General features: G+C 65.3%; 11 protein-coding genes. 1 reads left to right on the top strand and 10 read right to left on the bottom strand.

The annotated features are described in order from the left end of the window. Nucleotides 1-2 precede the first annotated feature (2 nt). The 10 genes from ACYOEI_RS26035 to ACYOEI_RS25990 form a co-directional block, all read right to left on the bottom strand. Nucleotides 3-959: an alpha/beta hydrolase gene (locus ACYOEI_RS26035; protein WP_462852559.1), complete on the bottom strand. Its 957-nt coding sequence runs from the start codon at nucleotides 957-959 to the stop codon at nucleotides 3-5. Nucleotides 960-1081: 122 nt separating this feature from the next. Next, nucleotides 1082-1723, bottom strand: coding sequence for a septation protein SpoVG family protein (locus tag ACYOEI_RS26030; protein WP_462852558.1), 642 nt, complete (start codon nucleotides 1721-1723; stop codon nucleotides 1082-1084). Nucleotides 1724-1757: 34 nt separating this feature from the next. Beyond that, on the bottom strand, nucleotides 1758-2636 hold the full coding sequence (ispE, locus tag ACYOEI_RS26025; protein WP_462852557.1) for a 4-(cytidine 5'-diphospho)-2-C-methyl-D-erythritol kinase: 879 nt from the start codon (nucleotides 2634-2636) through the stop codon (nucleotides 1758-1760). Nucleotides 2637-3000: 364 nt separating this feature from the next. Beyond that, entirely contained in the window at nucleotides 3001-4263 is a 1263-nt protein-coding gene (locus ACYOEI_RS26020) for an acyltransferase family protein (RefSeq protein WP_462852556.1), read from the bottom strand. 228 nt (nucleotides 4264-4491) lie between these two features. Continuing rightward, the gene (locus ACYOEI_RS26015) at nucleotides 4492-5124 is read right to left on the bottom strand and encodes a tetratricopeptide repeat protein (protein ID WP_462852555.1); all 633 of its coding nucleotides are present in this window, start codon (nucleotides 5122-5124) and stop codon (nucleotides 4492-4494) included. 110 nt (nucleotides 5125-5234) lie between these two features. Then, the gene (locus ACYOEI_RS26010) at nucleotides 5235-9188 is read right to left on the bottom strand and encodes an efflux RND transporter permease subunit (protein ID WP_462852554.1); all 3954 of its coding nucleotides are present in this window, start codon (nucleotides 9186-9188) and stop codon (nucleotides 5235-5237) included. Between the two features lie 35 nt (nucleotides 9189-9223). Beyond that, nucleotides 9224-10660 carry a heavy metal-binding domain-containing protein gene (locus ACYOEI_RS26005; protein ID WP_462852553.1) on the bottom strand — a complete coding sequence of 479 codons (1437 nt, stop codon included), beginning with the start codon at nucleotides 10658-10660 and terminating at the stop codon, nucleotides 9224-9226. A 26-nt stretch (nucleotides 10661-10686) separates the two neighbouring features. Next, complete coding sequence (locus tag ACYOEI_RS26000) at nucleotides 10687-11157, bottom strand: hypothetical protein (protein WP_462852552.1); 471 nt, start codon at nucleotides 11155-11157, stop codon at nucleotides 10687-10689. Nucleotides 11158-11205: 48 nt separating this feature from the next. Then, nucleotides 11206-11664, bottom strand: a complete 459-nt coding sequence (locus ACYOEI_RS25995) for a hypothetical protein (protein WP_462852551.1) — start codon at nucleotides 11662-11664, stop codon at nucleotides 11206-11208. A 19-nt stretch (nucleotides 11665-11683) separates the two neighbouring features. Beyond that, complete coding sequence (locus ACYOEI_RS25990) at nucleotides 11684-12724, bottom strand: DUF1559 domain-containing protein (RefSeq protein ID WP_462852550.1); 1041 nt, start codon at nucleotides 12722-12724, stop codon at nucleotides 11684-11686. Nucleotides 12725-13722: 998 nt separating this feature from the next. Here ACYOEI_RS25990 and ACYOEI_RS25985 point away from each other — a divergent pair. Next, nucleotides 13723-14436 carry a DUF434 domain-containing protein gene (locus ACYOEI_RS25985; RefSeq protein WP_462852549.1) on the top strand — a complete coding sequence of 238 codons (714 nt, stop codon included), beginning with the start codon at nucleotides 13723-13725 and terminating at the stop codon, nucleotides 14434-14436. Nucleotides 14437-14669 lie beyond the last annotated feature (233 nt).

Genomic DNA, 14669 nt, shown 5'->3' with positions numbered 1-14669 from the left:
CCTTACACATCCGGGTCGATCTGGTCGAGGAAAGACCGGATGGCGCGGAGGACTTTCTCGCCGCCGACCGCGAAAAAGTCGTTGTGCCCGGCGCCCTCGACGGTGAATCTCATCGTCGGGGCCTTGGCGGCGGACGTGAGTCGCTCGAACATGGCGTAAGGGATCAGTTCGTCGCGACGGCCGTGCCCGATCAACATCGGGCAGTGGATGTTCGGGATCTTCGACAGGTTATCGAAGCGGTGGCGGAGCAAGAGCGAGGCGGGCAGGAAGGGAAAGTTGGCCCTCGCCATGTCGCCCATGCTGGTGAACGTGCTGAACGCGATCAGCCCCGCGATCTTCTCGCGCGAGGCCAGGTCGATTGCCACTGCCCCGCCGAGCGACCAGCCGGCGGCGACGATCTGCTTCGGGTCGACGTCCTTGCGGGTCCGGAGGTGATCCAGGGCCACGTCGGCCGTCGTCTGGCAACTCGACTCTGACGCCTTCCCGCCGCTCATGCCGAAACCGAGGTAGTCGGGGATCATGACGTTGACGCCGAGCCTTCGGAAGTGCTCGAGCTGGTCGACGGCATCGGCGACGCACATCGCGTTTCCGTAGAAGTAGAGCAAGGTCGGGCGGGACTTCGCCTCCGGCAGGGGAGCACCTTGGGGCGTGAGAGCCGGTCCGAAGAGGGCGACGACCTTCTCGCCCCGTGGGGTGGAAATGGTGACGAGTTGTTCGTCGGCTCGGGGACGCACGACCGTATCGGGCTGCCCTTGTCGCTTGGCGCCCGGGAAGATCAGGTCGGTCTGGAGGGAGAAGAGCATGGCAAGCAGGCCGAGATAAACGAAGACAGGGATGCGAATCCAACGCCAGATGCGCCGGCCGAGTTTCCCCCGAGGACGCCCCTGGCGGAGGTCCGGGACGGGGACGTCGCGTTCGCGCCGGGCCGGCTTTTCCATGACGCATGATCCTACCGCCATCGGGGGCCTCCCGCCATCACGAAAGAAAAGCCACGGCGCCGAGGGGCGCCGTGGCCGGTCGAATTCGGGGCGTCGACGAGAGCCCTCGGACGCGGGGCTTGGTGCCGAGGGGGCGGATGGGCTTAGAGCCCGCTGCCGAACCCCTGGGACGATTCGCGGTCGGTGACCATGCCTTCGGAGGGGACTTCCTTGCGGGGCGGGATGTGGGGCCCGCGGAGCACCGACTGATTGCCCCGAGTGTGCTGCGTGTGCCCGCGGAGCGGCCCTCGTCGCAGGGGCGGTTCTCCCGCTTGCGTGGGCATGGCGTTGGTGGCACCGGCCTCGACCGGAACGTCGTATTCGGCGTCGAGATCGTCGTAGCGGGAGACGTAGCCGGGCAGTTTGGAGCGTTCCAACTCGTCGGCGTACGAGGCGAGGACGGCGCCTTGGATCTTCTCGCGGCACATCGAGTTGATCGGATGCGCGATGTCGGCGTGCAGCTTGGCGCGGCCGTCGGCGTCGCGGATCGCGCGGTTCTCGTCCAGGCGGCTGCCGCACTGGTTGCAGAACCGGCTCCGAAGGTGGTTCTTGGTGCCGCAATGGTGGCAGCGGTCGGTGAGCTTGCGTGAAGGCATGGCGACGAAGAAGCCCTTGGCACCCTCGATGATCTTCAAGTCGCGGATGACGAACATGTCATCGAAGGTGATGGAACAAAAGGCTTGCAACCGTTCGTTGCTGCCCGAGTTGTCTTCCATGAGCTTGATGCGGACTTCGGTGATCTCCACAGCCGGTACTCCTTTACGAGGCGTTCTCTGCTGCTCAGGTGCCGCAGGACACGACCCGGACTCGTCCTAGTCCGAGCGTTTCGAGGTGGCGGGCGGCGGCCTGCGCCGCGCCCAGGTCGCGGCCAAGCCCGAAGTAGGCCGAACCGCTGCCGCTCATCAGGTGCCCGTCAAGCGACGGGCCGAGGTCTGCCAGGGCGTCGCGGACCCGCGACAACGCGGGGGCGAGCGTCTCGGCGGTGGGCTGGAGCCGGTTGAACAGGCCCCGCCCCAGGGCATCCGGTCTTCCATGGACCAGCGCCTCCACGACCGGCCCGATCGGCCGAGGCCGTTCGGGAGGGGTCAGGTGTCGATACACTTCCGCCGTGCTCAGTCCGACGGGCGGACAGACCAGGACGAAGTTTAAGGGACCCGCCAGGGGCACGGGCTCCACGCGTTCACCTCGGCCTCGGCAGACAGCGGCCGGGGCCTGTCGAAAGAAGGCCACGTCGCTGCCGATCTCCCCGGCCAAGGTGTCCAACCGCTCGGGCGGGGTCCGCAAGTTCCAGAGTCGATCCAGGGCTAACAGTGTCGCCGCCGCGTCGCTCGAGCCGCCCGCCAGCCCCGCTTGCGCCGGGATGGCTTTCCGCAGTTCGATGGTCGCGCCACGATCGCAGCCCGAACTCTCCTTCAACCGCTCGGCCGCCTTGACAACCAGGTTGTCTCGGCCGGTCGGCATGGTCGGATCGTCGCATTGAAGCGTGATCGTCCCCGAAGGATCGTCGGCGAAGGTCAACGTGTCGTGCAGGTCAACCGCCACCATAAGCGTCTCAACCTCATGGTAGCCGTCGGGCCTGCGGCCCAGGATCTCGAGGAACAGGTTCAACTTCGCCGGGGCGAGGACTTCCACGCCCCCGGCATGGGGACGGACGATCATTGGAACGGCGCCCAGCGCTCGGCCGTCGCGGCAAGGCCTAATTCTCGGGATTCGACGGGGATTGTGACTCGCCAGTAACCCATTTCTCAGCCCCGATTTTCGTCCGAGCCGCCGAGCTTTTCGGAAGCCCCGGGTCGTCTCATCCCGCATCAGTCCCGATCTGCGGTTCTTCTATCCCGTTCCCAGAATCATCGCAAGCCGAAAAATCATTAAAGACGGCGGGCCGGGCCGGGCGATTACCTGGAATCGGCGCCGTTTGTAAGAAGCTCAAAATCATGGTGCCTCGAGCCGGAGCCTCGGGGGTTTGGGCGGTCTCGGTATTTCGGCTTGTCCGTCCTCTCTGCGCCACGGTCGTCACGCTCGGTCACGAGTTGAGCGACGACTTGGGCGCAGCACCTCGGACTGCCGAGGCGTTCAAGCAGCGAACCTCGATCGCTCGGTAGAAGAGGTAGGCAAATCCGAGGCAGACCGGCGTGAAGATGAGGTATCGCAAGGCGACGGAGGCCGAATTGTCGTCGAGGGGAAGGGCGGTCGACAGCAGATTCAAAATCGGGAGATGCGTCAGGTAGAGCGAGTAAGAGAACAACCCGACCGTGCCCAGGGCGTGGAGGATCGGCTTGCCTCGCAGCGAGCCCGACGATTCGACCCGGATCCCATAGTTCAGCGCCACGAAGACGGCCAGGGCGATCGCGACGGGTGAGATCAGCAGCGTGGTCCATTCCAGGACCATGGGGAAAGGGGCCCAAGGGGTTTTCGTCGCCAGCCAGTGGCTCCCGGAGAGCCTCCCGAGGATCTCGCCGCTGGTTGCCAGTCCGATCGCGAACAAGGTGATGGCGACCCGTCCGCTCGCCCCCCAACGCGGCAATCGCCAGGCACCCGCGAAGGCTTCAGCGGCCACGGCGCCGAGCACCCAGTTGAACCAGAACGCGAACGGCCACTTGGGCCACTCGCCGACGCTCCAGGTCCCGCTCCCCAACGATTCGGGGAGCCAGTCGACGGCCGCGATCGTCCAGACGACCGAGACCACGAACGCGACCGAGAGCGCCAACCCCGCGGTCGTCCTCATCCGGATCACGAGATAGAGGGCATAGAGCGCATAAAGCTGTTCTTCCATCGAGAGGGTCCAGAGCGGGAAGTTCCCGACCCCCGACCAGAAGTTCGTGAACAGATTGGCGACCATCGCGAGGTGGACGGCGAGATCCTCGGGGAGCGACGAGATCCTCTGGAACGAGCCGATCACCGACGTGCTTGACCATCGGTACGCCAGCATCCCGACGATGATGGCCGCGAGGTAGGGGGGATAGAGTCGGTGGAACCGACGCCACCAGAACGATCGCCAATTCGCCCCGCCCCGGTCGCCTCGGGCGATCTTCTTCGCGACCCCGAGGTGGATGCAGAATCCCGAGAGCACGACGAAAATCGGGACGCCCAGCCGGCCGTATTCCAAGGGGAGTAGGAGCCAAAACCGAAGGTTCGCCACGCCGGGCTCACCCTGGTGCGGGATGTGGACGAGCAAGACACCGAGTGCCGCCAGGCCCCGCATCACGTCGATGGAGAGGAGCCGGCCTCGCGCTTCCCAGAATGAGGGCGACGCCTCGCGCTCCCCGGCCCGTACCTGCGTGGTCATGACGAACGGTACGAGTTCTCGTACGCTCCCGGGAGGAAAGACGTTTTCACCGCGGACTCGAGCCGACGAAGTGAGCTTAGGATTGGATTCCCAGGTCGGGTGGGAAAACGAGGGGGGCTCCGTCGAACGGCTCGAACACATCGCCGGCCGACCGGGCCCTAACGAGCGAATGGAATGCCGGTGGAAAGAGGGTGGGAAAGACTTCGATTCAAGGGCTGACGATCCGGTTCATCCTTGCTTCGGCCCGGGGCCACCACGATCCGCTCCGGGCCCGGCGCGAGGCCCATCGGGGGCAGGACGCTCGCCGAGCAGTCTTGCTCCGAGTCGGCGGAGTTCGGCCACCTCGTCGGGCTTGTCGAGGGCTTCGTAGCAGAGAATCAGACCGTCGATTGCGTCGAAGTACGGACGGTTCGAAGGTCGGTGCCGCGGGAGTCGTCCTCGGAAATCCGTCGGGATCGCGCGTTGGGCGAGCTCGAAGGCGTAGCCGAAATGACCTCGGGCCAGCGTCGGGTCCTGGAAATCCTCGAGCGCGAGCCAGCCGAGCGCGACGTGGACCCAGATGTTGTCGCCGCACCCTTGCAGGGCATACCTCAGGGCGTCTCGGGCCGCTTCCGGATCACCGGCCTTGCGGAGCTCGATCCCTTCCTCGTAATCGAGCTCCATCTCCCGGACGCAGCGCGGGTGGACGAGCTCGAAGTCGGATCCGCCCAGGCGCGACAGGTTAAGACCTCCGGTTCGACGCTTAGGCGCCCCACCCCCCTTGGGCCCCTGCGGTTTGCCCGACGGAGTTGGCCCCCCGCGTTTCCCTGGGTCGGTTGGTCGACGCGGCCCACGGTTGCCCGCTTCGCCCCGATCCGGCATCGTTTCGACTCCCTCGCTCTCGTTGATCGTTCCCGAAAGTACCAAGCATACCCGGACGACTCTGCATTTTGCGAGAGATTGGGAGACCGAGCCCGGATCGCGATCTGTGCCTAATCGCGGTCGACCGGAGAGACCGACAACGCCGCCGAAGTTGAAGCGAGTGGCTCGTCTGCACTCGTCGTTCGCAGACGTCTGAGGCGGGCGAGACGGACTCGGTAGAAGGCGACGGGTAGCAAGAGATCGATCACTTCGTCGGCGATCAGGACACCGCCGAGTACAGGCGCGGCCATGGGCTTGATGACCTCGGCCCCGACGCCATCGGCCCACAACATGGGCGCGAGGCCGAGGATGATGGTCCCCTCGGTCAAGAGCTTGGGCCGGAGCCGGCTCACAGCCCCCTCGAGCACTGCGCGTCGGAGCCCCTCGACGTCCAGGGCGGCGATGCCGCCCGCTTTCGCCACCGCCTCGCGGAGGTAGACGAGCATGATGATGCCGGTCGAGGTCGCCATGCCGAAACAGGCGATGTAGCCGACCCACACGGTCACCGAAAACTTGAACCCGAAGAGCCACTGGAAGAACACCCCGCCGGCGATGGCGCCCGGGATGGCCAGCATCATCAGCGCGGCGTCGGCCAGGTCATGGTAGGTCCAATAGAGGATCAGGAAGATCGAGACGAGTACGAACGGCACGATCACCCTCAAGGTCACGCGGGCCCGAGCTTCGTGCTCGAACTGGCCGGTCCATTCGAGGATCGTTCCCTCCGGGAGTTTGACGTCACGCGCGACGATCTCCCGGGCACGCGCGACGAAATCGGCGGCATTCGCGTCGCGGACGTTGAGCCGGACGTAATTGCGCAGGAGGCCGTTCTCGCTCTTGATCGTCGCCGGTCCTTCGACGACTCGGACGTCGGCCACCTCCGCGAGGGGGACGAGCACGGGCTTTCCGTTCGATTCCTTTCGCAACGAGGGGACGAGCAGGCCACGCACCGCACCCTCATCGCTTCGCCAGGCGCGGCCGTAGCGGACACGGACGGGGTGGCGTTCTCGTCCTTCCACCGTGGTGGTGGCAACCTTTCCGCCGAGCGCGGATTCGACGGCCTCGTTGAGCACGGCGATCGGCACCCCGGACGTCGCCGCCCGCTCTCGGTCGATGCGGACCTCGACATAACCCTTGCCGCGGACGGGGTCGGCGATTACGTCCGAGGAGCCGGGCACGCGCTTGAGCACCTCGGCAACCGAGTCCGACACTCGGACGATGTCCTCCAGCCTTCGGCCCAGGACGCGGACGCCGATGGCGGTGTTCACGCCGGTTGCGAGCATGTCGACCCGGTTCTGGATCGGCATGGTCCAGACGTTGGCCCACCCCGGCATTTGCACGGCCAGGTCGAGGTCGGAGCCGAACCCGACGAGGTCGGAGCGATCCTTCCGCCAGAGGAGTAGGCTTGCGGCGAAAGGCTTCGATAACTCCGTCTGGATCGCGTCGAGCGCCGGGATTGGCTCGATGGAGCGGGGCACTCGGCGTGTTGCGGGCGCGTGTTGCTGCCCAGCGGAACTGACTGGTCGCGTCGTAGGACGCTCCCGCAGTTGCCGGATCGCTCGGACGCGGGCACCAATCGCGGGGTCGGTCACGTCGGCCCGATCGACCAGATCTTCCAAGACGATTCGCGTGTACGTCTCCGCCGCGCGGGGGACGAGGTCTCGGTCGAGCTGCTGCGTGTAGGCGGCCCACGCGGCTTGCTGGGGGGCGTAGCCGGGGTCGTCGGGGTCGGTGATCGGGGCGAGCAACGAGCGCTCGAAGTCCCGGTTGCGCTGATAGGCGTACTCACGCAGGATGGTGTCGAGGAGCGCGAGCGCGGCGGCGGTTGCCTGCTCGACGAGGGCCTCGGTGTCGGCCGGAGGTTTGACCAGGCCGCGGGCGACCAAGGCAGCGAGCACGGCGCGGGTCTGGCGCGTGGCGTCGACGGGGAGGAGCTTGCGCCTGGGCCATAAGGCACGGGGGCGGAAGTTCACCATGGTCTCGAGCATCTCGATCGGCGCGGGGTCGATCGGGGAGTCGGCCCGACCGGCCTTGCCAACGACCATGTCGACCTCGGGGAACCGGCAGAGGATCATGTCGCTCGCCTTGAGGTCGTCGCTCACCTCCGTCACCGAGGCGCGAGGCACGGTGACCGGCATGTTCATCACCATCCCCTCATCCACGGGGGTGATGAACTCGCGTCCGAGCGGCGTCATCGCGTGGTCGGCGACGAGCGCGATGACGATCAGGGTGACCCATGACAACGTCCGACCCACTCTCGTCCGCGAGGCCAAGGCCGACGCGACGAGGGCGGCCAAGAGGGCTCCCAGAAAGAGGGCACGACTGCCGAGAGGTGCCAGTCCGACGACGAATGTGACACCCAGGAGCCAGACCAGAGGCGCGGGGCGGTCGAGTAAGGAGGAGAGGATCGGGCGGTAGACGTCGATCACGCTCCTCACGATCCAGCTCTCACGCTCGCCGCGCATCCGTCCCTTCAGCAGGTACGTGCAGAGCGCGGGGACGAGCGTGACCGCCAGTAACGCGACCGTGACGAGTGCGAACGACTTCGTGAAGGCGAGCGGGCGGAACATCTTCCCTTCCATGCCGCCGAGTGCGAACACGGGCAGGAACGAGAGGACCATGATCGCCACCGAGAAGAAAATTGGCCGTCCGACGGTCTGACAGGCCGGCAGGATCACCGACCGGATGTCGCCGCGGACGGGTTCGTCGCCGAATTCGTCACGCAGGCGATGCATGGCGTTTTCGACCATGACGATCGACGAGTCGACGAGCACGCCGACCGAGATGGCGATCCCGGCCAGCGACATGATGTTCGTCTCGATTTCGGCGACCCCGAGAGTCCTCAGCAACGCCATCATCGCGAACGATCCGAGCGCGGCCAGGGGCAGCGTGATCGCGATGACGAAGGAGGCGCGGACGTGCAGCAGGATCAAGACGACACAGATCGTCGCCGTCACGATGGCTTCGGCAATCGTTCCGGTCACGGTGCCGATCGCCCCTTGAATCAACGGGGTGCGGTCATAGAACGCGACGATCCGCACTCCCGACGGCAGGCCAGGCTGAAGGTCCCGGATCTTCGCCTTGAGTCGTCGTGTGACGGTGAGGGGATTCTCGCCGTACGCCATCAGGACCACCCCGCCGACGACCTCGCTGCCGTCCTTCTCGAGGATCCCACGCCTGGGGCCGGGACCGATGCTTACGGAGGCGACGTCGCCCACCCGCAGGACCGTTCCATCGGCGTCTCCGGCCAGGACGGCGCGTTCCAGGTCGCGGACGGCGAGGTTCGGGTCGAACGCATCGTCGTCACCCTTGGCGCGGCTACCGAGCCAACCGAGGCTCCTGACGATATACTCCGCGTTCCCTTTCTGGACGATCGGCCCGCCGACCGTCGAGTTCGACTCGCCGACCGCGCGAACGACCTCGGCCAACGTCACGCCTCGCGTGCGGAGCTTGCGAGGGTCGACGTTCACCTGGTACTCGATGGGATAGCCGCCGACGCTCGCGACCTCGGCCACGCCCGGGACGGCGCTGAGTTGGGGTTTGACGTACCAGTCCTGCAACGCGCGCAGCCGACCGAGGTCGAGCCCACCTCCCTCGACCGTGTACCAGTAGATCTGTCCGGTGGCGAGGGCCTCGGGCGGCGGATGCGGGGCCACGCCCTCGGGGAGGATCTTCCCGGCCTGCGCCAGTCGCTCGAGCACGCGACGGCGGGCGGTGGGGAAGTCGAGGCCGTCGTCGAAAACAACGTGGATCATCGAGAAATGAAAATCGCTCGATGAGCGAACCGTCCGCACGCCGCGGATCCCCTGGAGGTGGATGGAGAGCGGATAGCCGATCAGATCCTCCACCTCGCGCGGGCTGTGGCCCGGCCACTCCGTGAAGACGACGACCTGGTTTTCCGACAGGTCGGGGATGGCGTCCACGGGCGTCTGATAGGCGGCGTACACGCCCCAGGCGGCCAGCACGAATCCGGCCGCGACGACCACGAGTCGGTGGCGAATCGAGAGTGCGATCAGACGTTCGATCATGCGCCCGCATTTCGTCGAAGGGCCGGCCGCCCGTTTCAGCGGGATTTCGGCTTGGGAAGGAACTTGTCAGGCGCTTCTCTCAGGCGACTCTCGCAACCCTCGCAACAGAGTCGGACCGTCTGGCCGTTGATCGTGACCGAGACGGGTGGACCCATCGAGCCGAGTGGTTTGCCCGTGACCGGACAGACGCCCTTGGGATTGGGAGCCATCACCTTGTCGACTGAGGGAGTGGCGGAGTCGCCTCGCCCCGTCCGACCCGCGCCGAAGTAGTTCGCGGCGAGGCTCGGATTCAATCGCGTCTCCGCATCCAGCAGGAAGGCGCCACGGATCGCGACGCGCTGGCCGGGGTCGAGCCCGCTCGCCACCGGGTAGAAATCGCCACAGCGCGGGCCGACGGCGATCTCGACGCTGTCGAAGGTCCCGGGCATTTGCTCGACGAACACGACCGTCGTCGTGCCCGTATCGACCACGGCCGACTCCGGCACCGTGAGCACTTTCCCCGGCGGCCGATACGTGACGACCCGAGGCACCAGTTTCATGCCGCCGCAGGGCTCGCATGATGCTCCTGGGTGATAGGTCATGACGTTCGGGTGCATCGGGCACCACCAGCCGACTCGCTGGTTGTCGAGCAAGGCCTGGCGTTGCAACTCCTCGTTGCGGTCGACGGGGCAACGCCCTCGATCGGTGGCGAGCACCTCAGGGTGCTGGGGGCAAGTGTAGACCGCCAGCAGGTCCCCCTTGGCGAGCGCCGGCGGATCGGACGGGAGCGAGCGGAATGGCTCGAGCTCGGCCACGGGTTTGCGTGCGGTCGCAAAGATTCGCGTCCCGGGGGGGAACGCCCGACCGGGTTCCTCGAGGCGGATGACGACGCTTGATCGGGAGGTTCGCGGGTCCACCTCGAGCGTGCTCACTTTGCCGCGAACGCTCGGCAGTTTCGCGACATCCCCGAGGGTGAGGTCCACGGCTTGCCCTTCGACGACGAATGAGCGGTCGATTTCGGGGATGTGGCAGGTGGCTTGGCCATCGTCGCGCACGACGCCGGTCAGCGTGATTTCCTGTGCAATCGGTTGGTAGTCGACGGGTGCCGAACGGATCCCGGCGAGCAGCACGCGGTAGGGAGAGATCTGCATCCGAGCCAACACGCCGGAGGGGAGGGGGGCCATCTCGCCGATCTTGCGACGCACCAGGGCCATGTTGCAGATGTCGCACTTGCCTGGCCGCGTCGAGACGACGACCGGGTCCATCGGGCAGAAGTATTCGATGTTCGGTGGCGCCGCCCGGCTCGAGGTTCCGCCTTGGATAAGCCCTCGCGTCCAGTGGTCCCAGTAGTTGCGTAAAGTGTCCCACTGCCCCGCCACGAGGGCCGCGCAAGCCAGGACCACGATAAAGCGAAGCCGTATCTGAAGCGCACGGAGCGCGAGGCGAGCCGCACTCGCGAATCGCTTCAGCCGCGAGAGAGGTTCCGGGGGCATTTTCGTGGTCGGCGCGGGTTCGTGCGTCATGGCTTCTTGGCGGGTTCTCCCGCGCGGTCGACTGGTGGCTCCATGTCGTGCTGCCAGATACTCTCGTAATCTTCCCGGCGGAAAATCCACATCGGGTCGACTCCGATCGCGAAGAATCGCAGGATTTCCGGCTCGTCCTTGCCGCTGTATGTCACGCGCACGGCGAACGCGCGGGCGTTCTCCGCAGGCACTTCGCCGAGGATTTCATAACGGGCGAGTTTCTGGTCGGCCCGGCGCGTCTGGTCGACGATGTGGACCTCTGGCCGCGTATCACTGCCAGACTCGCCCGGCGGGAGACCCTTGAGCCATCCTTCCATCGCGCGAGCGAGACCCGCCCGCGCGGATTCGGCCTTGGGGACGTAGCTCTCGTAGCCGATTTCCGGCTCCTGGCGGCATCCGGCGAGCAAGGCCACCAAGGCACCTCCGAGCATGACGGAGAGAACAGGACGACACGGAAACCGGTTCACGGTCAGGCTCTCCCCAAGGCGGACTCGAATGTGAGCGAAGGCTCAGCCTCAACGCCCGCGCGTCGGGGGGCGTCTTGCGTTGGTTTTGGTTGGCGGCTCTTCGCCCATCCCCCCCTGTTTCTTGTAATCTTCCTCGCGGAAGATCCACATGGGCGAGCGGCCCACCGCGATGTAGTCGACGCGGTTTTCCGCCGGCGGCTTTTTCATCTTGAGGACGGCCCCATAGCGCTTTTCGGTTTCCGTCTGAGTCGGTTTTTCCTCCAGAATCTGAAAGCTCTCGAGCGCCTGGCCGCGCTCCCACTCGGAGTCGACGAAGTAGATGGGGTGCTCGCCCTTCATGAGCTGCGCGGGCTTCCCTCCCTTCTGCCAGGCGGCGAGGGCCGTGTTGAGGTCCTCGCGTGCGGTCACCGGGTTGGGGATATAAGCACTCGTCGCGCTGCCGCAGCCAGGCGACAGCGCGAGCGCCAGGGTGGCCGCCAGGGCCGCCCCGAGATTGCGTCGGAACATTCGGCCGCTCCCTCGTCGATTAGAATGCATCGGCGGAAATGACTTCGGCGCCATTCCGCGTCCCAAGGGCACGCCAGGTGGCCAGGCTGACCGAGTCCTTGACGAACTTGACCGAGCCGTCACCGAAGAGAATGTTCACGCCGCTGGGATGTCGGCTCGTCGACGACACCTGCATGGACATGTTCACCATGCCCGTATTGGGAAATCCCGCGCACGAGTTCTGGTTCGGAGTCGAGACGTGATTGTACGTGGTGCAGCACATGTCCGCCAGCGACCAGGAGATCCCTTGGACGCTGGTGAGCGGAGGCGAGCCCTTCGGCAGGGCCGTGCAGGTCTGGTAGGTCAACGGCAAGGTCGGCTGGTTCGGCATGATGAGCAAGTCCGTCCGGAAGTCCGGCTTTCCCTGGCCGCGAAGCTTCTCCGCGAAGAAGGCCGTATTGCTCGTGCCGTCGACGACGTCGGCGATGCTCACCTTGCTGCCGTAGTAGAAAATTCCCTGGGGGACGGGGCCGTCGGTGCAGACCGTGCACGGGTTCGAATCGCCGAGGTCGCACACGTACGTCCCGATATTGCCGAGGTAATTGATCGCACCGTTCCAACCGGTCACCGGCGGGGAGTCGGACGGGCAAAGGAACACGTTGATTTGCGTGCTGCACCCCGTCAGGTTCTCACCGTTCGGGTCGGGATAGGCCGGCATGAAGGTCGAGACGACCCCGTTCATGGCCGGAGTTACCGGCGGCAAGGCGAAGTTGAGGGTGTTGAAGACGTTGCCTTGCTCGAGGAACTGGAGGAGCGAGGCCTGGGGCGACCATCGGGCGTAAGTCGCCGCTCCGGCCACTTTGAAGTAGGCGGGCACCTTGCCCGGGGGAAGGACGAGGTAGCTGCTGAGGTAGTTGTGGCACGCCAGGCCGATTTGCTTCATGTTGTTGACGCACTGGGCCCGTCGGGCCGCCTCGCGCGCCGCCTGCACGGCGGGGAGTAGCAGGGCGATCAGGACCGCGATGATGGCGATCACCACGAGCAATTCGATCAGGGTGAATCCGGAACGTCGCGCTTTCATAAGCGATGCCCTCAAACGAGATGAAATGAGGATGACCGGGACACAACGCACGACCGACGTGTGATACGTCGCCATGTCACGATGCGAAACGCGAGCGGCGGAGACAAGTCCGCAGGCGTCGCAACGTCGACCGAGGGAGACGGACGAACTCGCGCAAGGACGTCAGGGCACGGCCGATCCGGCTGCGCGCGGGAGCGATGGGGATCGCGAGAGTCGAGGCCGGAAACGTGGTGGGTACAATCAGCGAGGAGGGCGTTCGATTGAAGGTCTTTCGATCACGGTGCGGGTGATCCGCTCCGCGTAGGCGAGGAAACGACGAGTCACTGATGGGGTAGCAGACGAATGTGGTCGAAGGACGACGGCCTCCACGTGGCGGCTGACCGGCATCGGCAGAGGGACCGGGACGGGCACGGCCGGCTTTCCGGAGCAAAGAACTCCGGTACAAGGTCTCGGCCGGGCGGGGGGGGCTCCCGAGACGTCGGCGGAATCTCCGAGCACGAGGACATCGAGCCGTTGCGACTGCGGCCCCGAATCGGAGCTCTTCGCGACCCCAGGATGCGAGCAACCGGCGTAGGCGTTCGAGGACCATGCGCAAAGCACCGCCAGGGCCATCATTGGGCCCGCGACCGTGCGAAAACCGCGCTTGGAAGGTCGAAACCACATCGCCTTCGTGGCCCCTGCGATGACCTTGCGACGGAATCGGTGGATATTGAAAGGGAGAATGTGGAACATGTTCGCCGTTCCACAACGTCCAACTCTAACGTCACCGCAACCACGCCACAAGCTCTGTAAATCGTGGGGGACCTCGATTTTCAAGTGGGCGAGGCTTTCTTGGCTCACGGCGAGTGGTTCGTCCGAAGTCCTAAGGGAAACTCAACCCTGCGCCTGTTTGTGAAGAGATGACCTGACACCCCAAGCCCAGTCTCCGTCTCGAGCCGACGCTCAACGGTAGGGCCCAGCTTTAGTTCTGGTCGAGACTCGTCAAAGGTAGGCTGATTGTGCCGGACACTCGTCGCCATCGAGGCCCCGATCCTCGCGATGCCGAAGCTTTTGGTATCCCCGCGCTCCCCTCGCTCCGCGGGGCGGTCGAGGACCTCTCTTGGCTCCTCGAGCGAGACTATGCGATGACCTCGGCGCTCAAACTGGTCGGTGATCGCTGGTCCTTGACCGAACGCCAACGGATGGGTATTCGCCGGAGTGCCTGTTCCGACTCGGCCAGGGCCAGCCGGCAGTCTCGCGAACTCGCCCCAACGGACCTGGCTGGGCGGAAGGTCTTCATCGACGGGTTCAACATCCTCACCACGGTCGAGTCCGCGCTCGGTGGAGCGGTCATCCTGCGAGGTCGAGACGGTTGCCTACGTGATCTCGCCGGAGTTCATGGGACGTATCGAAGCGTTGGCGAAACGTTCCCGGCCATCGACCTTCTCGGCGACGGTCTCGCCAGCCTCCAGGTCGAGCATGTGACCTGGCTCCTGGATAGCCCCGTCTCGAACAGCGGCCGGCTCCGCGGCTTCCTCCTCAGGGCCGCAGAGAGCCGTGGGGCGAACTGGCAGGTTGATCTCGTGACGAATCCCGACACGCTCCTCCAAGGGGCATCGGAGGTCATCTCCGCCGATAGTCTGATCCTCGACCGCTGTACCTCCTGGTTCAACATGGCCCACTTCGTCATCACTTCTCGCGTCCCCGCAGCTTGGGTCATCGACCTAAACTGACGGGCGAAGATCTTGTGCGGTTTGTGTGCAGGGCAGCCTTGTTGTTGGGCATGACCTTGGAGGAGGTCTCACGAAACGAGGTTTCATAAATTTCTGCAACTCTCTGGAATTAAACAGATTAAGTGCTGGGGACTTTGGTCGATTTCGACCCACTTGGCATTGAAGATGCTCTTGGGGGATGACGTTGATCGAGTGGGGTCGTGCCTAACTCATCACACCTTTTATCCACGAAG

Source organism: Singulisphaera rosea (assembly GCF_054877945.1).
Note: the sequence above shows the minus strand (reverse complement) of the source record. Positions and strands in the feature narration are given on the sequence as shown.